This window comes from Streptomyces sp. NBC_01384, assembly GCF_045040035.1.
GTDB lineage: Bacteria > Actinomycetota > Actinomycetes > Streptomycetales > Streptomycetaceae > Streptomyces.
The window spans coordinates 193186-214437 of the sequence record NZ_CP109560.1; the positions used below are offsets into that span (position 1 = coordinate 193186).

Annotated in this window: 19 protein-coding genes and 4 pseudogenes; 9 read left to right on the top strand and 14 right to left on the bottom strand. The window is 67.5% G+C overall.

The annotated features are described in order from the left end of the window. Positions 1-181: 181 nt before the first annotated feature. The 4 genes from OG747_RS48245 to OG747_RS48260 are packed head-to-tail and all read left to right on the top strand — an operon-like array spanning position 182 to position 5026. Complete coding sequence (locus OG747_RS48245; protein ID WP_405886214.1) at positions 182-661, top strand: hypothetical protein; 480 nt, start codon at positions 182-184, stop codon at positions 659-661. Next, positions 661-2382 carry a hypothetical protein gene (locus tag OG747_RS48250; RefSeq protein ID WP_331764963.1) on the top strand — a complete coding sequence of 574 codons (1722 nt, stop codon included), beginning with the start codon at positions 661-663 and terminating at the stop codon, positions 2380-2382. Before OG747_RS48245 ends, OG747_RS48250 begins: the two co-directional genes overlap by 1 nt. Then, entirely contained in the window at positions 2379-4568 is a 2190-nt protein-coding gene (locus OG747_RS48255) for a site-specific integrase (protein ID WP_331764964.1), read from the top strand. Before OG747_RS48250 ends, OG747_RS48255 begins: the two co-directional genes overlap by 4 nt. Continuing rightward, entirely contained in the window at positions 4565-5026 is a 462-nt protein-coding gene (locus OG747_RS48260; RefSeq protein ID WP_331764965.1) for a hypothetical protein, read from the top strand. The genes OG747_RS48255 and OG747_RS48260 overlap by 4 nt, the downstream gene beginning before the upstream one ends. 26 nt (positions 5027-5052) lie before the next feature. Here OG747_RS48260 and OG747_RS48265 read toward each other — a convergent pair whose 3' ends face one another. Then, positions 5053-5736 (bottom strand): maleylpyruvate isomerase family mycothiol-dependent enzyme, encoded by a 684-nt coding sequence (locus tag OG747_RS48265; RefSeq protein WP_405886526.1) that lies wholly within the window; start codon positions 5734-5736, stop codon positions 5053-5055. Between the two features lie 68 nt (positions 5737-5804). On the opposite strand from OG747_RS48265, the gene OG747_RS48270 reads away from it, so the two are divergent. From OG747_RS48270 to OG747_RS48280, 3 genes are all read left to right on the top strand, one after another. Next, positions 5805-6434 (top strand): M15 family metallopeptidase, encoded by a 630-nt coding sequence (locus OG747_RS48270; RefSeq protein WP_331764967.1) that lies wholly within the window; start codon positions 5805-5807, stop codon positions 6432-6434. Between the two features lie 274 nt (positions 6435-6708). Continuing rightward, a complete protein-coding gene (locus tag OG747_RS48275; RefSeq protein ID WP_331764968.1) occupies positions 6709-7350 on the top strand; it encodes a hypothetical protein in 642 nt (213 codons plus the stop codon). A 1-nt stretch (position 7351) separates the two neighbouring features. Next, complete coding sequence (locus tag OG747_RS48280) at positions 7352-7849, top strand: hypothetical protein (protein ID WP_331764969.1); 498 nt, start codon at positions 7352-7354, stop codon at positions 7847-7849. 32 nt (positions 7850-7881) lie between these two features. Here OG747_RS48280 and OG747_RS48285 read toward each other — a convergent pair whose 3' ends face one another. The 7 genes and pseudogenes from OG747_RS48285 to OG747_RS48315 all read right to left on the bottom strand — a co-directional run bounded on the left by OG747_RS48285 (position 7882) and on the right by OG747_RS48315 (position 13912). Further along, on the bottom strand, positions 7882-8394 hold the full coding sequence (locus OG747_RS48285; RefSeq protein WP_331764970.1) for a transposase: 513 nt from the start codon (positions 8392-8394) through the stop codon (positions 7882-7884). Continuing rightward, positions 8304-8741, bottom strand: a pseudogene (locus tag OG747_RS48290) (transposase domain-containing protein); the annotation flags it as partial. The gene OG747_RS48285 and the pseudogene OG747_RS48290, both read right to left, overlap by 91 nt. 104 nt (positions 8742-8845) lie before the next feature. After that, complete coding sequence (locus OG747_RS48295; protein WP_331764971.1) at positions 8846-9490, bottom strand: HD domain-containing protein; 645 nt, start codon at positions 9488-9490, stop codon at positions 8846-8848. Between the two features lie 44 nt (positions 9491-9534). Continuing rightward, a complete protein-coding gene (locus OG747_RS48300) occupies positions 9535-10896 on the bottom strand; it encodes an NCS2 family permease (RefSeq protein ID WP_331764972.1) in 1362 nt (453 codons plus the stop codon). Beyond that, positions 10883-11641 carry a hypothetical protein gene (locus tag OG747_RS48305; RefSeq protein WP_405886218.1) on the bottom strand — a complete coding sequence of 253 codons (759 nt, stop codon included), beginning with the start codon at positions 11639-11641 and terminating at the stop codon, positions 10883-10885. The genes OG747_RS48300 and OG747_RS48305 overlap by 14 nt, the downstream gene beginning before the upstream one ends. A gap of 53 nt (positions 11642-11694) precedes the next feature. Beyond that, complete coding sequence (locus OG747_RS48310) at positions 11695-13119, bottom strand: MFS transporter (RefSeq protein WP_331764974.1); 1425 nt, start codon at positions 13117-13119, stop codon at positions 11695-11697. Between the two features lie 28 nt (positions 13120-13147). Next, positions 13148-13912, bottom strand: a complete 765-nt coding sequence (locus OG747_RS48315; protein ID WP_331764975.1) for a nucleoside hydrolase — start codon at positions 13910-13912, stop codon at positions 13148-13150. 30 nt (positions 13913-13942) lie between these two features. On the opposite strand from OG747_RS48315, the gene OG747_RS48320 reads away from it, so the two are divergent. Together OG747_RS48320 and OG747_RS48325 are read left to right on the top strand one after the other, a co-directional pair. Next, positions 13943-14599, top strand: a complete 657-nt coding sequence (locus OG747_RS48320) for a hypothetical protein (RefSeq protein WP_331764976.1) — start codon at positions 13943-13945, stop codon at positions 14597-14599. Positions 14600-14625: 26 nt separating this feature from the next. After that, the gene (locus OG747_RS48325; RefSeq protein ID WP_331764977.1) at positions 14626-16257 is read left to right on the top strand and encodes an alpha-amylase family glycosyl hydrolase; all 1632 of its coding nucleotides are present in this window, start codon (positions 14626-14628) and stop codon (positions 16255-16257) included. 191 nt (positions 16258-16448) lie between these two features. Here the strand turns inward: OG747_RS48325 and OG747_RS48330 are convergent, their stop codons facing one another. The 6 genes and pseudogenes from OG747_RS48330 to OG747_RS48355 all read right to left on the bottom strand — a co-directional run. Continuing rightward, the gene (locus OG747_RS48330) at positions 16449-16607 is read right to left on the bottom strand and encodes a hypothetical protein (RefSeq protein ID WP_331764978.1); all 159 of its coding nucleotides are present in this window, start codon (positions 16605-16607) and stop codon (positions 16449-16451) included. A gap of 106 nt (positions 16608-16713) precedes the next feature. Further along, positions 16714-17196: a hypothetical protein gene (locus OG747_RS48335; protein WP_331764979.1), complete on the bottom strand. Its 483-nt coding sequence runs from the start codon at positions 17194-17196 to the stop codon at positions 16714-16716. Then, positions 17193-17654, bottom strand: a pseudogene (locus OG747_RS48340) (transposase); the annotation flags it as partial. The gene OG747_RS48335 and the pseudogene OG747_RS48340, both read right to left, overlap by 4 nt. Positions 17655-18548: 894 nt before the next feature. After that, a pseudogene (locus OG747_RS48345) lies at positions 18549-18813 on the bottom strand (ISAzo13-like element transposase-related protein); the annotation flags it as partial. 17 nt (positions 18814-18830) lie between these two features. Next, positions 18831-20189, bottom strand: coding sequence for an IS4 family transposase (locus tag OG747_RS48350; RefSeq protein ID WP_331764980.1), 1359 nt, complete (start codon positions 20187-20189; stop codon positions 18831-18833). Positions 20190-20258: 69 nt separating this feature from the next. Then, positions 20259-21221: pseudogene (locus tag OG747_RS48355) on the bottom strand (ISAzo13 family transposase); the annotation flags it as partial. Positions 21222-21252: the final 31 nt, after the last annotated feature.

The following is a 21252-nucleotide window of genomic DNA, read 5'->3' on the forward strand; positions in this document are numbered from 1 at the left end:
GCCAGCAGCCGCCGACCCGGGCCGACGAAGCAACGTCCACCGGCCGACGCAAGGCCGGTGGACGCGGACGGGAATTCCTGACATCCGTGTCGCGCCGACGCTGCGCCGGACTGGTAGGCCCCGGAGTCCTAGCCCAGACGCCAGCCGCAAGGCTCCCCATGAGCTCGCCGATCTGCTGTCGTTGGGCAAAGACCTCCTTCTGGGTTCGGCCGAGTTCGGCCTCCGCGTTCAGCGCGCGTTCGCGCCAGGATGCTTCGATCTGCTCGTGCTCGACCTGGGCCGCTCGGAGCTGGCGGGTCCGGCTGGCGTCGACCGCGTTGCTCACGAGCGCGCGGGCCTTGGAGTTCTCGTAGTCGAATACCTGGTCACCGGGCACTACCGGCAGGCCGCGAAGCTGGTGAGGGCAACCGCTTTCGGCAGCGGCCCGGATGCCGCGCTGGCCTTCTATCTGTCCAAGGCCGACCCGCTGCTGGTGCTGCGCGACCTCCTCGGCCATACCTCCACACTCACCACGGAAAAGTATCTCCGGCGCCTGGATACCACTCGAATCTACCGGGAGGCATACGAACAGGCCGGACTCGCGGACGGATTGCTCACCGACGTGGACGCCGAGCGTGAGGCGGACGCCGAGTTCGCCGATGACACGGCGGAGGCGGTCTGATGCCCGCGACGGTACTTGAGGGCCCTGCGGGCATCCGGTGCATGTTCAGCGACGGGTCCACGGCAGAGTTCAGGCTGGAGGGACTGCCTTGCCCGCAGTTGGTCAGTGACCTGCTGACCGGGCTGGTCGAACTGATCCACCCGCACGGCAGCCTCGACACGGCGAACTCGGTCGACCTGTGTCTTCCCCCGATCCGGAACCTGGCCCAGGGACTGGCCGCGCTGGGCTTCAGCGGCGGGGCCGCGGAACTGCGACGCGGTCTGCTGATCGAATACTGGATGGCTACCCGCAAGTTCCGCTGGGAGGGGTTCACCCGGCGGATGCTGAAGGGCTTCGATACGGCGACGGGCCGCCTGGATCCTGGAGTGCGGGAACTGCTGACCGGCCGTGCCTACAGTCCGACTCCGCACCGGCAGGCACTGCCGCCGTATTCGGAGACCGAGTGGAACGACCTCACGACGACCTGCCAGACGATCGCCAGTGAGTCGTTCGACGCCCACCGGCAGGCGCTGGAGGCTGCGGCCCGGGGAAGGACGCCCACGGTTGAGGAGTGGACCAGTGACAATCTCGTCTGGCTGCTGGCCCGGCTGGGCCCCGTGGGGACTCCGGGCGTCGCCGAGCATCTGGAATGTTCCCTCAATGCGGTGCAGAAACGGGGCGGGGTTCCCGCCGCGAGCGCTGCAGTGTTTCCGCACTTGACCGTGGTGGTCGCCTACCGGCTGCTGTTCGGCATCTACTCCGGGATCGTGCCCGACGGCATCGACGACCTGGGCGTCGAGGACATCGACTGGGCCGGGGACTCCACCATCCTGCTCTCCTACGTCAAAGGCCGGACCGCCGGCGAGAACGTGAACCTGCCGAAGAGGGCGGTGCGGCTGCTGGAACAGTGGCTGGCTCACTCGGCACTGCTGCGAAGCCACGCCGATCCTGAGACGGCGCGTCAGTTGTGGCTGGGCGTCACCCGGCCGGGAACCGCAGGGACCTTCAGCGGTGCGATCCACCGCAACACTGTCAAAGCGTGGACCCTGCAGCGCGGTCTGACCGGCGATGACGGCAAGCCGCTGAAGATCCACCGGGGAAGAATCCGTACGACGCATCTGGCGATGCGCGACCGGCGGGCCTGGAACGGCCAGGGCCGGGCGACCATCGACCCCAACCACAGCCCGCAGGTCGAGGGTGACCACTACCTGACCGCGACGACGCCGTCCCAGCAGCGGGCCGTGGACGCGCTCGTCGAGGACGCCCAGCATGACCTGCTGCGAAGAGCCCACCCTCCGACCGTGGTCACGGACGAGGACGCCGCCGCCTTGGCCCGGGACTACCCGCAGCTGATCAACGCTCTCCAGCTCGACAACACGGTGATCGCCGAGCTGGTCGGCGGAGAACGCGATGTGTTCACGGCGGCCTGCGCTGATCAACTGTCCGGGCTTCACGGCCCGAAGGGCAAACCGTGTCCGGCCCGGCCATGGGTGTGTCTGCTCTGCCCACTGGCGGTGTTCGCACCTCGCCACGTCCCCAACCTCCTGAGGCTGAAGGCCTTCTTCTCCCGGCAGTGGCAGCAGATGCCCGCCGCCCACTTCATGGCCGTGTTCGGCCCGTACTCCCAGCAGATCGGTCACGTCCTGGACCGGTTCGACCCGGCGGCGGTGGCGGATGCCGCCACAGCAGTCGGTGACCATGACGACGAGCTGCCGCTGCGGCCCGAGGAGACGACACGATGACCATCCTGCATGCGCTCACCAGTCCCACTGCGGCCGCCGGCTCGGTCTTCGCCGGCGTCGATGTCTGCCGAGAAGCCGGTCTCCCGCTCCCCGGGGGAGTACGGCGCCCCGTCTTCGAAGACGATCTGTGGGATCTGGCCGAGGTCGTCGGCCTCCCGATCTCGCTGGCACTTCAGCACCGGCGCTTCAACTTCGCTGCCATCAGCAATCCCCGCTGGCGGCTGGTCGCGAAGGAGCTGATCATGGCCCTCCTTGCTCCCCGTCACGAGGCGGTGGCCTCCCTGGCGCGGGCCTACCGGACTCCGCTGCACGTCAGCACCAGTCACGGTCGTCTCGCCGAACTGATCCGTTTCATGAAGTGGCTCCCCACACACGATGTGACCAGCCTCGAAGATCTGAACAGCAACGACTGCGACGCATACCTGGCCCATCGCCGCTACGAGCGGGACGGGGACGACATCGTCGTCGGTGAGCGGAGCTCGGGCACCCGGCGGCTCGCCGCGCTGATTGTGACTGACCTGCTCAACTACCGGGAACTCTTCGCCGCCGATCGCGTCCCGGCGGACCTGCGCCCCTGGAGCGGGGCCGCACCCTCGGCGATCGCCGAGGACAAAAGCGGTGTCGGACAGAACAAGACCCCGCCGGTCTCCGACACAGTGCTCCAGCCGATGCTGGCCGCCGCCCTGCACCTGGTGAACGTGCTCGGCCCGCACGTCGTGGAGCTCGCCGGCCAGATCCGCGTTGCCGACCGGGGCTGGTCGACCAAGACCGATGACCTCAAGTCGTCGGCTCGGCTTCCGCTGGCGGAGATCAACCGAGTGCTGGCTGAGTACGAACGGACCGGCGAGCCGCTGCCGGTGATGCGACCGCACCATATCCAGGACAGGATCGACGCCGGCTGGCCGGCTCAGGACCCGTTGACCCCGATCGCCTTCAGCGTCCTGACTCGCCAGGCCGGGTTCCGGCAGTTCCATACCGCATGGCTGCCGGCCCTACGCGGCCCGGTCGAGGCGACGTTGAAGGTCGTCGGGGCGGAGCGGCCCTTCGCCAGAGCGGCCACCCACATCGAAAAAGCCGACGGCAACGGCACCCTGCCCTGGACGCTCCCACTGCACCGGGAAGGGGCGACCACCCTGATCGGCGTCGTCCGCACGGCGGCGATCCTCACACTCGCGGCGGTCACCGGCATGCGTGCCAGCGAACTCATGGAACTGCAGGTCGGGTGCCGACGTCTGCCCGAAGAGTACGGGCCCGACCTGGGCCGCTACCGACTGGCGAGCAAACTCGTCAAAGGCCAGCCTCTCGGCGGCACCCGCGACGAATGGGTCGTGGTCCACGATGCCTATCAGGCGGCCGCTCTTGCCGAGCAACTTCACGACGACCCCGTGGAAGGAAACCCGCTGCTGGGCCGGTTCCACTTCAACTCCCGCTACCAGTGGTTCCGCGACTGGGTGAACGGCCCACACGGGCAGAGGGTCGGCCTCGCCCCGATCCCCAACGAACGTCTGACCCTGAGGATGCTGCGCAGGAAGCTGGCGATCGAGATTGCTTACCGACCTGGCGGTCTCCTGGCGACCAAGATTTACCTACGCCATGTGAGTACAGCAACTACAGAAGGTTACGCGTCTCGTCCCGGCGGAGCGCAGGCTGAGCTGCTGGCTGAGGTCAACGACCATGAGCAGCAACGGAATCTGGAACTGGTGCTGGCCGAGTTCCGTAACTACCAGGAGGGCATCCTGCCCACGGGCCCCGGCGCCCGCAGCCTCACCGAGTTCTTCGCGAGTATCGACGGCAAGCTCGGCCAGGCGGCACCAGCCCCGAAGGCTCAGCGCAGTGACCGCGACGTGCTCAACCTGCTGACCAAGCGGGCCAAGGTCCTCCACCTCGGTCCGGCGAACTACTGCTGGTTCACCGACCCCTCCCGGGCCCTCTGCCTCAAGCTGGCCGGCACCCCTACCGCGGACCGGCCGTTGGTCGGGATGTGTGACTCCGCCCGCTGCCCGCAGGCCACGCACCACCCCTGCCACCGCCCTGTCTGGGCCGAACACGCCGAACGCACCGAGACGTTCATCGGCCAGCTCGGCACCACACGCAAGACCGAACGCACCCGGCTCCAGGCCGACTACGACCGGGCCCTCCGCGTTGTCGCCGAGATCGACGCCACCATGGACGAGGAGTCCGCATGAGAATCTCCGCAGCCCAGCGGACCGAGAACGAGAACCGCATCCGGGCCGCCATGGACCGGCTCCTCCGAGGCGAAATCCCGCCTGGCGGAAAGTGCGACATCAAGACCCTCGCCAGCGAGGCCGCCGTCGACCGCACCGCGTTCTACGGCACCCGCCCCTACACTCACCTCCGCACCGAGTTCGAACGACGGGTCCAGGCACTTCAAGACGCCGGTGAGATCCCCGACCCTCGCGAGGCCCAGATCACCCGGCTCAAGGCAGAGATCACCAAGCTCCGGGAACGGCTGGCCCAGTCGGAGCAGACGGTCGAAGAACTCACCGACTTCCGTGGCCAGGCCCTGGCCCGGCTCGCCGCCCAGCACGAGGAGATCGTCCACCTGCGAGCCGTCGCCGCCGGGACTGGGACCGTCACGCACCTGCCGAACAGCCGGACCGTTGTGATCGGCTCATGCAGCTGACCGCAGGCTCCCCACTCGATACGGCGTCACCCCAGCGTGATCCATCGGATCCCGAGCCGCTCGATCAGGGCGGTCTCCGTCGTGTCGAGCGGGGCACGACCGGTGACCTTGCGCAGGAAGGTCGGCCTGTCCCAGCCGAGTTCACGCGCCACGTCTGCCTGGTCCGGCCCGAGCAGCAGTTCCAGCACCGCCGCCCCTGCTTCCGGAGTCAGCCACGGCTCGCGTCCCAGTGCGTCCGCCAAGTCCAGGCCGTGAACGGCGACCTCCACCACCCGGGTGAGCAGGAACTCCGAGAGCAGCATCGCGTCGCCGTGACGAGTACGCACGACACGGTCTTCCGGTTCATCCCGGCACATCTGATCCACTTGCTGCCACGTCGCGGCGAAGTCCTCGGCGAACGCGGCACCGTTGGCATGCCCGGCCGCGTGGTTCTGGGCCAGGCCGATGCGGGCAGCGTTGGTCTGCGGACTGAACCGATCGTCGGGCCGGTAGTACTCCACTGCGCTGACCTCAGCCTTGTCCGAGGCAGTGCCGTCCAGCATCTGCGGCAACCACGCGATCACCACCCGGACATGACCCAACAACTCGCGCACGGACCAGGGTTCACACCGCGTCGGACGATCCCACTCGGACTCGGACAGCCCGGCAACCGCCCGGGAGAGCTCCCCGGCTTCGAGGCGGAACGCTTCCAGCACACGACCTTGATCCATGCCGATCAAGCTATCAACGGGGGAGGATCCCGGTGGGAGGGCGGGATGAGGCAGGCGATGATCTCCCCATGAACGAGATCATCCTGATGTCGGACCCCAAGATCGCGGCCATCCCCGTCCAGGAGTGCGGCGAACGCCTGGTGGATATCCGCCGCGACGGCGCCCTGCTCGTCGACCCCCGCAAACAGGACCCCGCAGGCGCCTTCGATCGGCTCATCACAGCCCAGTCACTGCTGCCCGACGGCCTGCGACTGCTGTTCGTGGAGGGATACCGCCCGCCGTCCCTGCAACGCCGCTACTTCGAGGAGTACGCCACCCAGTTGCAAGCCGACCACCCCGACTGGACCGCCGGCCAGATCCACAGGGCCGCCAGCGCTTACGTCTCCCCACCCGAGATTGCCCCGCACAGCGCCGGCGCCGCCGTCGACCTGACTCTCGCCGACGCCCACGGACATGAACTGGACCTCGGTAGCCGCCTCAACGCCGACCCGGAGGAAAGTCACGGCGCCTGTTACACCAACGCCGACAACATCACCGGCCAAGCCCGGGAGCACCGCAAGATCCTGGGAACCGCCCTGACAGTCGCGGGCCTGGTCAACTACCCCACCGAGTGGTGGCACTGGTCCTACGGCGACCGCTACTGGGCCCTGGCCACCGGCGCGGCAGCTGCCTGCTACGGACCCCGCGAGCTGTCCTGAACCGCACACACCACCGCAGCCGACGGGCAATGATCTCCGCCACGACGGGAAGCGATCTTCAAGACCCCGGGTTACCGCAGGCCGGTGCCTCCCGTGAACACCCCGCCACCCCATACCCGAGAGGGTGATCCCCATCACACCGACGAGGCTGGAATGCAACACCACCGACCATGAGCGTCGCGAATTTCCCCTCGGCGAGGATGCCTGCTCAATGGCGACACGGACTCCACTACACACGGCCTCTGCGGACACAAGCCGCACCCTCGCAGTGGAAATGGCGCACCGGCCCGGTGGTCTGCTGGCCGCCAAGATCCATCTCAAGCACATTTCCGTGGTCACCACCGAGGGCTACGCGGACCGCCCCGGTGGGGCCCAGTCGGTGCTGATGGCCGAGTTCGGCCAGGAAGAGCAAGAGCACAAGATGCGCGTCGCCCTCAATGCCTTCCACAACTACCAGAACGGTATCCGGCCGGCGGGGCCCGGCGCCAGCGACCTCCTGGACTTCTTCGCGTTCGTCGACGAACAGTTGGATTCGTCCGGGGCACCGAACATCAAGCGCAGCGACCAGGAGGTGACGAACCTGCTCGCCAAGAGGGCGAAGGCTCTGCATCTGGGGCCGGCGAACTACTGCTGGTTCCTCGATCCGTCCAAGGCGCTGTGCCTCAAGCTCGCTGGGGCCCACGCCCGTGGGGCGACGGAGCCCTTGATCGGCATGTGCGATTCGGCGCGGTGCCCCCAGGCCACCCACCATGCCGGGCACCGCCCGGTGTGGGCGGCCAGCGCCGAGAGCAAGAAGGTCTTCATCGCCACCATCGGGCGCGCGCAGCGGACGGAGAAGGCCCGGCTGAGTACGGAACTCGCCCGCGATGAACGGGTGCTGGCCGAGATCGACGTGCAATCCGGAACGGGGGCATGACGTGGCCCGCATCAGCGATGAGACCCGACGGGACAACGAGGCGGCCATTCGGCACGTCGTGGACCGGCTCCTTGCCGGTGAAGTTCCGGCGGGCAGCAAGTGCGACGTCAAGACCCTCGCGGTCCAAGCCGGGGTCGCCCGCACCGGCTTCTATCCCAAGAAGAATCGCGACGGCTCGCCTCGGCCAGGTCCCTACCAACACCTGGCCGAGGAGTTCGAGCGCCGGTTGGGCGACCTTCGGGAAACGGGCGTGATTCCGGACCCGCGGGCTGCACAGATCGAGCGCCTCAAAGAACAGGTCTCCGGGCTGAAGGAGCGCCTCGCCACGCGTGACGAGCAGATCGGCGGTCTCACTGACTTCAGGGAACGGGCTCTCTCGCAGATCGCCGCCCAGCGGTTGGAGATCGAGCGGCTTCGCGATGCCTTGGCCGCAACGTCGAATGTCCGGGCTCTGCCGAACAGTCCAAGAGCGAGTGCGCCGTACGGATCGTGTAGCTGACCGCCCGCTCCAGCACCGGTCTCCGCCGTCACCTACGAAGCCAAGCAGGTCTCGGGGCGGTTGACGTGGGCACCGGCAGCGAGACGGTCATCGGGTGTGTCGGCGGGGTAGGCGGTGAGCAGGGCGTAGACCTCCCTGTCGAGGCCATCGATGCTGCGGGAGCGTAGGACGCACCCGTCGAGCATCGTGGCCTTGATCGAAAAATACGTGGTTTCCGCCTGCCACCTGCGGTGATAGAGATCAATGAGCTCGGCGGCCGGGAAACGGACGGGGTCCAGCAGATTTGTGATCAGCGCCACTGCTCGGTGCAAACGGTGCCATCGGCCAGGGTGACGGTGAGGGTACGTCGCCTCGATCACGCGCACCGGCGCAGATAGCCGAACTCCAGACTCTCCCCGGCCCGCTTGGGGCAGCGCCGGGTGAGCGTCGCGTCGTCGGGGATGTGTAGCAGGGTCCCGTCGACGGCCACCGTGCGCAGGCCCCGGTAGAAGGACCCGGCCTGCCCGGGGCGGGCGACGGGCCCGGCAAGCGTCTCGAACAGACACCGCAGAGGTGCAGCCCCCACCCTGCGCCTGGCCCGCGTCAGCGAGGAGACCGCAGGACGCACCAGGGCAAGCGGGGTCAGGGCGGCGGTCAGCTTGGACCATACCGTGTCGAACAGCGCGAGAGCGGGCACGAAGTACACCACCACCCGTGACGGCAGCAGCCGCAGGCGCTTCTCTCGCCGGCCGGACTCCTCCAGCACCTCGTCCACCAGCGCGAAGTCTACGATCTGGGTCAACTCCCCCAGATGGCCCGGCGCGAACACACCCCGGGCTGTCTCGATCGTGGACGTGATGACAGACTTCCCCTGCAACGGGACCCCTGACCTTGATCGACTTTCTTCGCCGATCGTTGATCTATCAGGTGGTCCCGTTGCGCTGTTCAGCAGGGCTTGACGTACAACTCAGGGGCCAAACGCAACGGTGTTGAAGAAGGCTTTCTCCGGGGTTGGATTCACCTGCGGGGAACCCAGCCGTTGGCAGCTCCTGTGTGGATCAGGTCCTGTGCGTATCGCCAGAGATCCGCGGAGGCATCCTTGATCACAGACTTCCGGGCGAGCACGTCATCCTCCGTGACGCCCGGGGTGCGCCATGTGCCGCCGCGGTTGCCGTAGTTGAGCAGCAGCGGCTGGAGCCGGTCCATGGCCTTGGCGAAACGTGCCTCGGGGGTGACACGCGCCTCGAACTCGTCCCACAGGGCTCTGAAGTGCTTGCTCTGGTCGGGGGGCAGCAGCGCGAAGAGCCTGTCCGCCGCCTGCTGTTCCCTTGCTTCCTGGTCAGCGGCGGCCTCGGTGTCGTACAAGAAGGTGTCTCCGGCGTAGATCTCCACGAGGTCGTGCAGGACGACCAGCGCGAGAACCTTGCTCGTGTCGATGGGTTCGTCCGCGTATTCGGCGAGCACCAGCGTCATGAGCGCAAGGTGCCACGAGTGCTCGGCGTCGTTCTCCTTCCGGTTCGCGGCCAGCAGCGGGCTCTGCCTGAAGATGTTCTTGAGCCGGTCAACCTCGATGATGAACTCGATCTGACGGTGCAGCCTTTCGGGGGTGCCGTCAGGCTGGCGGACCGATTCGGCGAGCAGGGGGAGGTCATCTTTCGGCATGGAGAATTCCTTTAGAGGTGTATGGGTATCGCGTTCAACGGTTTTCAACGGTTGAGGTACTGGAGCACGACGCTGGCTATCAGTACCAACGCCGTCACCCATAGCGCGGGATGCGGCCGACGGCGGCTGATGACGATCGCCACCACGCACACCACGAAGGCAGCCGCCATGGCTTGATCAATGGCGAGGGTGGCGACAGTGACGGCCACGGCGGTCGCCGCGACGGTCAGGTCCAGCCGGTCGGCGCCGTGCGGTCGGCGTGCGATCAGCATCTTGACCGCCACAAAGACCAGGGCGCCCGTGGTGGCTTCCACCGGGACATGGACCAGGACCGGGCCGAGGAACAGGCAGGAGAACAGGAGCAGTCCGGTGACCACTGCTGCGATCCCGGTCCTGGCACCGGCTCGGATACCGACCGCACTCTCGACGAACGCCACGAAGCTCGACGATCCGGTGGCGGATCCGGCGACGGTGGCGCCGGCGTCGACGAGCAGCGCCTGGCGCATGCCGGGTACCTGTCCCCTGTCGTCCTGGAGCGGTGTGTGCGCCGAGAGGCCCACCACCTTCGCGATGCTGCCGAAGAAGTCGAGTGCGAACAAGACCAGAATGACGCTCCACGCCCGGGGATCGGCGATGACGCCGAGGTCGAACCGGAAGAGCGCTGCTCCGCTTCCGTGGACACCGTTGTGGACCGCTCCGGTTTGGATGTCCGCGACGGCGCAGTACAACGCGGCGGATGCGATACCGCCCAGGACCGCCGCGGCCCGTGCGCCGAGTGCGTCCAGGAGCAGAGTGACCCCGAGGCCGATGTACATCGCGACGGCGGGTGCTGCCGTCCAGTCGCCCAGGCCGGACAGCCGCCCGTCCGACGTGCGAACGAGGTGCGCGATCTGTAGACCGACAAGGCCGATGAAGGCGCCGACTGCGGCGGCGAGTGCTGAGCGCAGCTGGGGAGGGATGGCGTTGATCACAATCTCGCGCAGTCGCAGCAAGGACACTGCGAGCATCGCGACACCGGACCAGAACACCATTCCCAGCGCCTGGGGCCAGGTGTACGCGAGGGTGCCGACCACGGAGAAGGCGATCATCGCGTTCATCTCCATGCCCGGTGCCACGGCGAAGGGGAGCCGGGCCCACAGTCCCATGGCGATGGTGGCGAGGCCGCCGACCGCCGCCGTCGCGAAGAAGGCGGCGGCGTGGGGTATGCCTCCCTGGCCGAGGATAGCCGGGTTGACGATGACGATGTAGGAGAGCGCCAGAAACGTCGACGCCCCGGCGAGGATCTCACGGCGCCATGTCGAGCCCCGCGCACTCAGTGAGAAGTACCGGTCGACGGCTCCGTGACCGGCAGCGGGTTCGGGGCGGAGCAGTTCCGCGCTGCGCCCCGAGCCCTCAGGCGTGATCACGGTATTGTCCCCGCTGTGGGGAGGCCGGTGCGACGGGGCTGATCGTGTCCCCGACATCGCCCAGGAGCACGCGCTCGGGGGCATCCGGTTCCACGGCGTAGAACTTTCCGTTCAGTGCCCCAGACACGTGACCGACGTGGAGTGTCAGTGCCACGTTCAGTTGTTCGGCGTACCTGGCGAGGGCGAGTGCGCCCTGCTGGGTCGAGTGGCAGGTGAAGATTTCGACGACGGCTCCCGGCCGGACTGTCAGCTGCATCATCGCCATGAGCGTCACCCCGCTGGCCACGACTCCGTCGACGATCACCAGCCGGTCGGCCTGGGAAGGAAGCCACTCGTCGACCCCGACCAGCAGTCCGCCAGCCACCGGCATGCGCTTGGCCTGCGGCGTCCAGCCCTGTCGCCGGGGCATGACGCCGAGTCGCTCAGCGAGGATGCGGCCCTCGCGTTCCGGCGCTACGACGGCGGTTCCCGGTTCGGATGCGCTGTGCGTCGCCTGCACGGGGAGCATGCCGTAGATGTCAAGCAGGGCCTGCAGGTACTGGCTGCGGTCGGCATCCCGTTGGTCGGGAAGATTGGCAACCGCCGTGACGGTGGCCATCCGGTCGGCCACTCCCGGATGGTCGACGGACGCGACGCGCACGTTCCCCGGCAGGAGCCCCGGAGCGTGCAGTAACTCCAGTAGCTGTGGGTTGAATTGGACGAGGTGGCTGAAGTACGTGTTGTGTTCCTTCTCGAATTCCTCCACCGTGCGACGGGCGTCCGGGGGGAGTCCGGGCCTGTCGGGTAAGCGAGCGGTGTTCATTGATGACCTCCGGTCCTGTGCTCGAAAGGCTGATCTTGTCGCGACACGGGGGCGGGTTCTCGTCCCGTGCGTGCGAGGAGGAACAAGGCAAGCGGCGCGGCTGCCATGGCGATGGCCGCGGTGACGCAGAACGTCCGTACGAAGTCCGGGGACGCCGGGTGCTCGCCGTGGAGCAGGACCAGCAGCGCCAGTCCGATGGAGCCGCCGGTGTACTGCGCCGTTGTCACCAGGGCACTCCCGGTTCCGTTGCTTTCCTGCGGGAGGTCCCGGGTGCCCGTGATGAACATTCCGGTGAACGCCATTCCCTGTCCGAAGCCGCTGAGCAGCAGTCCCGGCAGGATGCCCGGCGCGTATCCGCCGTCGTTGCCGACGGCCAGGGCGAGCACCAGGAGCCCGACCGCTCCAGTGAGGAAGGCCGTGGACAGCAACCGTCGCAGCGGCAGGCTGCCGGCCAGCCGGCCGGCCACCGTGTTGCCTACGACGATGGCCCCTGCCAGCGGAAGGAACGCCATGCCTGCGGCGAGCGCGCTGTACGCCCGCACGTCTTGGAGGTACAGGGTGACGAGGTAGAACTCGGCCCCGAAGCTGGCCATGTACAACGCCGCGACCAGGCAGGCGACTTGAAGGGTTCGTACGCGTAGCAGTGCCCGGGGCACGAGAGGGCGGCGCCGGCTCTGGCTGAGCGCGAGCAGCCCTCCCGCCAGGACCGTCACCATCAGTGCGGCGGCGACGACGGTCGTGTTGGGGTGTGCGCGGGAGAGTTCGGTGAAGGCCAGGACGACGGCGACGACCGTGGTGCAGGCCGAGAGCGTGGCCGAGGTGGCGACGGGAACCCGCTCTTCGACCGCGGTGGAGCGGACCGCGTTTCCGGCGGCGAGCAGGCAGACTGCCACGATGGGGATGTTGACCCAGAAGATCCACTGCCAGGAGGCGACCGCGAGGATGCCTCCGCCGGCCGTGACGCCGAGGGCGAGTCCGACCGCCCCCGTGGTGCCCCACACGCTCACGGCCCGGTCACGCTCCGGCCCGGCCGGGTAGGCGGAACTGAGGAGCCCCAGTGTCGCCGGCACCAGCAGGGCCGCCGCCACGCCATGCCCGACGCGTGCCGCGATCAGGGTTGCGGCGGATCCCGAGAGCGCGGCGCCTGTCGAGGACGCGGCGAAAAGCAGCTGGGCGGCGAGGAATACCCGACCGGCGCCGAAGACATCCGCCAACTGCCCGCCCAGCAGCAGGAATCCGGCGAAGAAGATCGCGTACGCGCTCACGATCCACTGGAGTGCGACCGCGGAGAAGTGCAGGCTTGCTCCGATGTCGGGAAGCGCGACGTAGATGATGGAGAAGTCGAGCGCCACCAGCAGCTGCGCACCGGCCAAGGCCGTCAGCAGGCGAGCACCGGGAGCCGGTACGGGAGAAGCGGGCAAGGTCGGTCAGCCTCCACAGGTCAACAGGTCATCCCAGAGCGACGAGCGCCTTCATAAACACGTCCCAGAACCGCTCCGTGTCCAGGTGCGTCGCCACCAGGGCGTTGGGGGTCCTCCCCGTGACACCGTAGAGGTCGATCACGGTCGCGCCGCGGGTGAACTCGCCACGCAGTTCGATCGAGACGGGGGCCTCGACGCATTCCACGAGGCTCGGGTCGAGCACGCGGGCGATGGCGACGGGGTCGTGCAGCGGCGCGTCGGGCAGGTCCCAGATCTGGTCGTAGGTACTGGAACGGAATTCGAGGAGGGCAGCGGACACCTTGCCGATGTGCGTGCCCACGTCGAGGATGCGCCGCAGCACTTCGCGGGTAACCGGCGCCTGGTGGGTGACGTTGAGGCCGCAGTACGTCATGGGGACGCCGCTGGCCAGTACCTCGTGGGCGGCCTCGGGGTCGACCAGAATGTTGTACTCCGAGTAAGGCAGGGTGTTGCCGCGTTGCGTGGCCCCTCCCATACACACGATTTCCTTGATCTTCTCCTTGTCCTCCGGGTGGAGGGCGAGGAGTCCCGCGATGTTCGTCTGTGGTCCGGTGACCACGAGGGTGATGGGTTCGGGGCTGTCGGAGAGCATGCCGTGGATGAGGTCCACCGCGTGCGCGGACTGGAGCGGCACCTCCGGCTCTGTGAAATCCCAGCCGTCCAGGCCGGTTTCGCCGTGCACATCGTCGCCGATCAGCAGTCTGCCGGTGAGCGGCTTGGGATATCCGGCGGCGACGGGTACGTCAAAGGCCATGGCGTCATCCGCACCGGGCACGCGGTGCGGATGCTGAAGGAGTGCCACACTCCGTGGCGTCTCGAGGAGCTTGCCCGAGGGCTTGGCTACTGGGCCGCCCGCTACCAGGAACTCCCAGAGGAGCCGTCGACGCCGCGCAAGCGGGATCTGGAACAGGCATGGGAGGCGATCCCCAGGCTGCGCAGTGACCAGGGCATGGGCATGATCTTCAGGATCCGGCTCGAAACGATGTGGCTCGAACCGGACTTCGCGCCGGCCGTGGACTCCCTGCTCCCCGAGGACGACGCCGACCAGGCGGTCAGCCGGCTCACCCGGGCCGCCGCCGGGAGCTATCTCAGCGATGACCACAAGACTCCCATGGCCTTTGTGCACGCGCTCACCACGCCCGCCGCCGTACGCCTCGTCCTGCCGAGCCTCCCCGCCGAACTCCACTGGCCCAGCCTCGCCGCCGCGGTCCGCTTCTCCGCGGCCATCCGCAGCGCCTACGGCACGGGGCGACGCGAACACCACCCAGAGGAACCGGTCCAGGACTACGTCACACTCGCCGAACGCGCTTTGGCGACCGAGGACCCGCACGCCATCAAGTACGTGGAGGCATGTCGCCGTGAGGACGGGCTGAGCCCGGATCCGTCGTACGCGATTGCCGCGACGGACTGGGTCCGGCGCTGTGAGACCGGATCCTTCTGAACGTGGACGGGTGCGGATGCAGACCCATGACGTCAATGACGTCGCGGCCCTGGTGGCGTGACGCCGTGATCTATCACGTCTACCCGCGGAGTTTCCTGGACACCAACGGTGATGGCGTCGGTGACCTGCCCGGCATCAGCCAGCGGATTCCCTATCTCTCCCGCCTTGGAGTGGACGCGCTGTGGCTGTCGCCCTTCTTCTCGTCCCCCATGGAGGATTTCGGGTACGACATCCGGGATCACACGGCTGTCGATCCCCTCTTCGGAGATATGGCGGATTTTGACACGCTCATCGCCACGGCGCATGGCCATGGTCTGCGCGTGCTGATCGACTACGTCCCCAATCACACATCCGTCGAACACCCATGGTTCCAGAATTCTAGAACCGGGCTGCTCAGTCCCCGGCGCGACTGGTACGTATGGCGCGATCCGGCACCCGACGGCGGACCTCCCAACAACTGGATCACGCTGTTCGGGGAATCCGCATGGACCAGGGACTCCGAAAGCAGCCAGTACTACCTACACTCCTTTCTGCCTTCGATGCCGGATCTCAATTGGCGTAACCCAGCTGTCAAGGACGCCATGTTCGACGTGGCGCGTTTCTGGCTCGACCGCGGTGTCGACGGGTTCCGTGTGGACTGCGCCCCTCTCCTTGCCAAAGACCCCGAGTTACGGGACAACCCGCCGGCGTCCAAGGGCGCCATGGCCCACCACCGGCCCATGGGAGGTTACGACAGTCAGCGGCACGTCTACGACCAAGGGCACCCCGATATCCACGAGATCTACCGCGACTTTAGGAAACTACTTGACTCCCACGGAGGTAGCCCGCGTGAGCGCATCTCCATGGGAGAGATCCACGAATACAACTGGTCGACCTGGAGTCGCTATTTTGGCCCAGACCTCGACGAAATTCACCTTCCCATCAACTTCGGCCTGCTCCAGACGCCTTGGCAGGCACGCGCGGTAGCTGAACTTGTTCGCGACATCACCCGCGTGCTCCCCGACGCAGCGGTACCGGCCTGGGTCATGGGCAGTCACGACGACCCGAGGGTCGCCTCACGAGTCGGATCGACCCAGGCGCCGAACGCGATGATGCTGCTGCTCACGCTGCCCGGCGCGGCGATCCTCTACAACGGTGACGAGCTTGGCCTGCTGAACGTAGACATCACGTCTGAAGACATCCGTGACCCTTGGGGGCTGCGAGCTCCCGGACTGAGCCGCGACCCTTCACGATCCCCCATGCCCTGGACTTTCGGTCCGGCAGGGGGTTTCACCAGCCCCGACGTCAGGCCATGGCTCCCTCTGAATACTCCCCCCGGGGGCGACGTGGCGACGCAGGAAGGCGATTCCGGTTCCCTACTCAGTCTCACCAAGGCGCTCTTGACTCTGCGCCGGAACCATTCGGCGCTCGGATCCGGAGCGATCGAGTTCTCTGACAGTCCCCCTCAAGTTCTCGCCTACAAGCGATACGGGGATACGGATTCCGAAAGCCTCCTGACCACACTCAACTTCACGGACCGCCCGGTCCGCATCGACCAGGTTCTCAGCGGTCGTCCCTGGGAACGGGCCCTGTCGACCACCCTCTCGGAGTCGGAGCCCACAGATGGCCACCCTCACGTCCTGGCGCCCGACGAGGGGGTGATCTGGACGCCGAGGTAGGCCCCGCCCGTGGGGTGCCCCTCAATGCCAGGTAAGCCTCCTGGAGCACCTCGCCGACACCGCCGGGCCCAAGGGCTCCCACAGGCAGGCCGCAGCAATGCGCCTTCGCTCGTGCCCCCTCCGGCCGCCCAACCAGGGACAACGGGGCAGCGAAAGGGGCATCGCCGCCACCGCGGATCAGGCCAGGAGCGTCAGCAGTCGCTGCCCTTGACGGTGTCAGAGCCGTCGTCGGTTCTGGACAGCAGGGCTGCCGCGACGGGGCCGGCGGTGACGATGATGACGCTCAAGTCGAGTTCGACCATGCCCGTGGTCGGGACAGCAGCCTTCATCTCGATGGCGTGGATGTTCACGGCAAGTCCTCCTGCCGTAGGGGTGTGCTGGTAGCCCTGGACCGCTCTGCTCGGCCAGCTCCACAGCGACCGGCTCGCGAGGAATAGTCAAGACCTGTGGATCAAGTCAGTCGCTGTGGTGTCCCTGACGTAGTCGGCGACTGGCGTCAGCGCGGACGCGTCGGGTTCTTCCGGCCCCGGCAAGCAGGGTGAGGACGGCGAGTGAGGGCAGGATCTCGACGGCCTTGCGCTGGAACCAGTCGGAACCGGTGGTGACTTCCTCCGAGCCCCACGGCTCGCCCACGGTGATGGACCGCAGCAAGGTCCATTCGCGCAGACGGCGGGCCAGGAACTCCCGCTCCGTGCTGATCTCGGCCATCGTGCGGGCCCAGGCGGTGAACCCCTCGTCGGTCAGCAGTAGTGCCGCTCGACGGTCGAGGTGGCGGACGATGGCCGACTGCGCCATCGTCGTGTCCGAGTCGCGCAAGATCCTGGTCACCAGACCGGCTTCGTCTTCGTCACGGACGACGGCCAGCTCGTGCAGGTAGCGGGCGAATCGCCGGTGCTCGTCCTCGGTGGAACGGGCATCGGCGCCGTTGGGGCCATTCACGCGGCGGCCCCCTCGGGGCGCTCGACCAGGTGGCCGCGTTCAAAACGGGCGCCGGCCCGCACCAGCGCCACGAGATGGGGTGCGTTGACCGCGCGCCAGCGGGCCTGAGCGGATTCGATCAGCTTGAAGACCATGGCGAGGGCGGCTCCCCGGCTGCCGGCGCCCTTGGTGACCTTCGTCCGCAACCGGACCGTGGCGAAGGTCGACTCGATCGGATTTGTGGTGCGCAGATGGACCCAGTGCTCGGCGGGGAAGTCGAAGAACGCCAGCAGCTCGTCCTCGTCGTCCGTGATCCGCTTGACGACCTTGGGGTATTTCGCCTGGTAGGCGCGCTCGAAGGCGCGGACGGCCCTGGCCGCGTGCTCCTTGTCCTCGGCGTTGTAGATCTCCTGGATCGCGCGCTTGGCCGCGGGCTGGGCCGACTTCGGCAGCGCGTCCAAAACGTTGGCCGTTTTGTGAAGCCGTAAAGAATCAACTTGTCGGTGTGTTGGTTTGCTCGTCCGTGGCGGCGAGGAGATCTGGGGCGGTGCGGTAGCGGGTGGCAGCCGGGGGTGGGAGGAGTCCGCCTTCCGCAAGCAGGGGCCGGATCTCGCGGACGACGTTTCCGATCGAGGACCTGCTCACGTCCCCCAGCGCGTCGGCGAGGACGTCCAGGGTGCACAGTTTCCGCAGGTAGAGCAGGGCGACCACGACGCGCTCTCTGTCACCCAGCTTCTGGGGGAAGACACCGCCGCGGCTGCCCGGCTGGCGATCGGCGCCCCGGCGCTGGTAGGAGGCTCGTTCGACCTGCGCGAGCTGGCGTGGGGCGAGGCGGCGAGTGAGTGCATCCAGGTCCGTGCGGGACATGCCGGTAAGCCGTGGGTGGGACAGGCTCTCCATGATCCGGGTGCGGGGCGGGGCCTTGTCGGTGTCGAGGAAGGACATCAGCGCGTCCGCCGTGGTGAACCGGCTGGGGGCGTATCCGGACTGGTGGCCGTGATCCTCCAGGACCCGGCGGGTCTCGGCGACGAGGTGGCCGATGCATTCGGGGGTGACCTCCAGCATGTCGGCCAACAGCTTCATCGAGCACACTTGCCGCTGGTAGAGGAGCGTGAGCGTCACACGGGCGCCGTCGTCGAACAGCGGCTTGGCCCGCTGATTGCCGGTGGCGCGCCGGGCCCGGCCACCGCGCTGCTCGCTGTAGCGTTCCTGGGACCGGGCGGCCTGCATCGGGGCCAACTCGGCGCATAGATCGCCGAGTTCCGCGCTGCTCAGCCCGGTCAGACGGGGGTCCGTCAGTCGGGTCAGCAGCTCGCAGCGCCGGCCGGAAACGCCGTGCGCCTCGCTGGTGGGCAGAGTCTGCGGCGTGGAGGACTCGGGCAGCAGGGCATAGTTCCACTGACCGTGGACCTCGTGCCGGACCAGCGGCAGCGCGGCGAAGCGGTCCTTGCTGATCGCGATGCCGGTGGGGTAGTCGCCGGGATCCAGATGGGCCTCGACGCGCAGACCGGCCCGGGTGCGAGTGGCGGCGATCGTCTCAATGACGACTTCATGGCTGGTCAACGGCCTGCCGCGCCAGCTGTGGGTGATGTGGGAGAACAGCCGGTGCTCGATTTTGTTCCATTTACTTGTGCCTGGACAATGCCGTTGCTTGATTACTGGACTATCGCGGTGTGCAACGTGATGGCCTTGGCTGTGATCCGCCGTGTCGGTTGCCGGTCCCGGGTGTTGATCCGGTAGGAGAGCTTCGAGGAGTACTTCGAGTCCGGCCGTTTGAGGTGCCGGTCCGCCTCACGCAGGCGCCTGGCGCCGTTGTCGAGCTTCCGACGCACCTTCGCCGCCAGCACGGCCAGGAACTTCTTGATCTTCTTGGGCGTATCCGCGCACTGGCGGACCACGCTGCGCCGCGTGTGCTTGAGGACCTTGACGAACGAGACCCGGTCCGGGTTGATGCCGTTGTCGTCGGCCAGACACATGATGACCCGCGTGACGCAGTGGTGCACGACCAGGTGCGCCCAGACCTCCTGACGCACCAGATCCGGGTCTCCCGAGCGCAGGACCTCGACCGGCCCGCGCTGGAACGTCTTGATCTGCCGGAACGCCGACTCGGCCTCCCACCTGGCATGGTAGAGCTCTGCCAACTCCGCCGCCGGATACGCAACCGGGTCCAACAGATCAGTCAACAGCCTGACCACCTCGCCGCCGTCGACGCGGTACTCGATCACCCGGACCAGCACCCCGCCAGGATGAGCGCCCTTCTGCCCGCCCAGGTTCATCCTCCCCAGGTAGGTCCCGTCGGGCAGATACTCAACCGGCCGGTGCGCCACCGGCGAGCGAGCCCGGATCAGCAGATGGGCCCCGAATCCGAGATAGGCCTTCCATAACTCGACCCCGGGGAAGCCCCGGTCCATGATGACGAGCATCTTGCTCGCCGAGGTCGCCAGAGTGATCGCCAACTCCCGCTCACCGCCGTTGAATCCGCCCACCGCCGCGTCGATCTGCGCGTGCGTGCCACACTCGGTCAGTGTCACCACCCGCACTTGAGGGAACCCCGCCGGCTGGCCGTTCTTGACCGGCCCACCGAACGCGGCCCGGTTGGCCGGTGTGTCCGGCGCGTCCAGCACGAACCCGTCCACCGCGGCCAGCCGCATCCCGCGGTAGAAGGAGCCCTCCAGGCCGACGGGGGCCAACGGGTCGGCCAGCTCGCGGAAGACGGCCTCCAGGACCAGCGGTCCCAGACGCCTGCGCGCCCGCGTGAACGAGGACTTGTTCGGGATGCTCCCGCTCAACTCCCGAATACTGCCCACCAGTTGCTCCGCCACATCGTCATAGGAGTCCTGCTGGAACAGCGCCAGGGCAAGCGTGAAGTAGACCATGAACCCGGCCGGCAGCGCGCCGGGCTTCTTGTCCCGGACCCGGCACTTCTCCAGCACCTCTGCGATCAGTTCCGGAGTCACCCACCGGGTCACCACCCCTAGTCGCACATGATCGGACAACCCCACCCAAGGATGCATGCCGGGCCCAACGACCGCGCTCCTCCGGCGTCACCGCGAACTGCTTGACGAGTTCAAGCAACGGCATTGTGTGCCTGGAGGAAAGTGACACACCGTGATTGTCAGTCCGGTCTCGGCTGCCAGGGCAGCCAGTTCGCTCTTCCAGACCCGGTAGCGGTAGCCGTTGGAGCCGCCCGCGTCCGAGGTGATCAGCAGCCGTGACGCCTTCGGGTAGTCGAGGCTGCCGCGACAGCGCCACCAGCGGCGGATGGACTCGACCGCGAAGACTGAAGTGTCGTGATCGACACCCACGTTGACCCAGCCGGTGTTGCGGGCGATGTCGTAGATTCCGTACGGGATCGCCTGCTGAACATCCGGGCCGCTGAAGAAGAAGTGGTGGTCCTCCACCTCGACCGGCTCGCCCTTGGGCCGCCACTCCCGGCCGGCCATCGGCAGCCGTCCGATCTGCTCCCGCTTCTTCGTGTCCACGCTGATCACCGGCTCGCCGTCGCCCTGGTGCTGTTTCACCTGCTCGTTGATGTAGCGGAACTGGGCATCCCGGTCGGGATGTTGGGAGCCCTCAAGGGTCTTCACATTCGCCTGCAGACTGAAGCCCTCCTGCTTGAGCAGCCGCCCCACCGTCGGCGCGGAGACCGGGTGCCCCTGCCGGGTCAGCTCCTCGGCCAGGTTCCGCAGCGACTTCGTCGTCCACCGCAGCGGCGACATCGGATCACCCCGCTCGTCCGGCTCGACCAGGCCCAACAAGGCTTTGAGCAAGGCGGGATCGTTGGCGTCGGCCCGCTTGCGGCCCCCGCCTGGCGCACGCACCCGGCCGCCCGGCAGCGGCCCGGCCCCCGCTTCCAGTTCCAACACTCCACGACGCACGGTCGTCTCGCTGACCTGCGCGATCCTCGCCACCGCCCGTACGCCGCCATGCCCGATCAGCCGGGCCTCGGTAGCCAAGGCCAGACGCCGCTGCCGCTCGTTCAGATGCGGCAATAACACCGAGAACCTGCACTGAAGTTGGGAACAGATCTCCTTCGGAACCGCCATACCCTGACAACGAGCCCGCACCTGTAAAGCA

Coding starts and splice junctions, on each gene's coding strand:
- OG747_RS48250 (WP_331764963.1), top strand. CDS start 661: ATGCCCGCGACGGTACTTGAGGGCCCTGCGGGCATCCGGTGCATGTTC.
- OG747_RS48255 (WP_331764964.1), top strand. CDS start 2,379: ATGACCATCCTGCATGCGCTCACCAGTCCCACTGCGGCCGCCGGCTCG.
- OG747_RS48260 (WP_331764965.1), top strand. CDS start 4,565: ATGAGAATCTCCGCAGCCCAGCGGACCGAGAACGAGAACCGCATCCGG.
- OG747_RS48265 (WP_405886526.1), bottom strand. CDS start 5,736: ATGGATCAAGGTCGTGTGCTGGAAGCGTTCCGCCTCGAAGCCGGGGAG.
- OG747_RS48270 (WP_331764967.1), top strand. CDS start 5,805: ATGAACGAGATCATCCTGATGTCGGACCCCAAGATCGCGGCCATCCCC.
- OG747_RS48275 (WP_331764968.1), top strand. CDS start 6,709: ATGGCGCACCGGCCCGGTGGTCTGCTGGCCGCCAAGATCCATCTCAAG.
- OG747_RS48295 (WP_331764971.1), bottom strand. CDS start 9,490: ATGCCGAAAGATGACCTCCCCCTGCTCGCCGAATCGGTCCGCCAGCCT.
- OG747_RS48315 (WP_331764975.1), bottom strand. CDS start 13,912: ATGGCCTTTGACGTACCCGTCGCCGCCGGATATCCCAAGCCGCTCACC.
- OG747_RS48320 (WP_331764976.1), top strand. CDS start 13,943: ATGCTGAAGGAGTGCCACACTCCGTGGCGTCTCGAGGAGCTTGCCCGA.
- OG747_RS48325 (WP_331764977.1), top strand. CDS start 14,626: ATGACGTCAATGACGTCGCGGCCCTGGTGGCGTGACGCCGTGATCTAT.
- OG747_RS48350 (WP_331764980.1), bottom strand. CDS start 20,189: ATGCATCCTTGGGTGGGGTTGTCCGATCATGTGCGACTAGGGGTGGTG.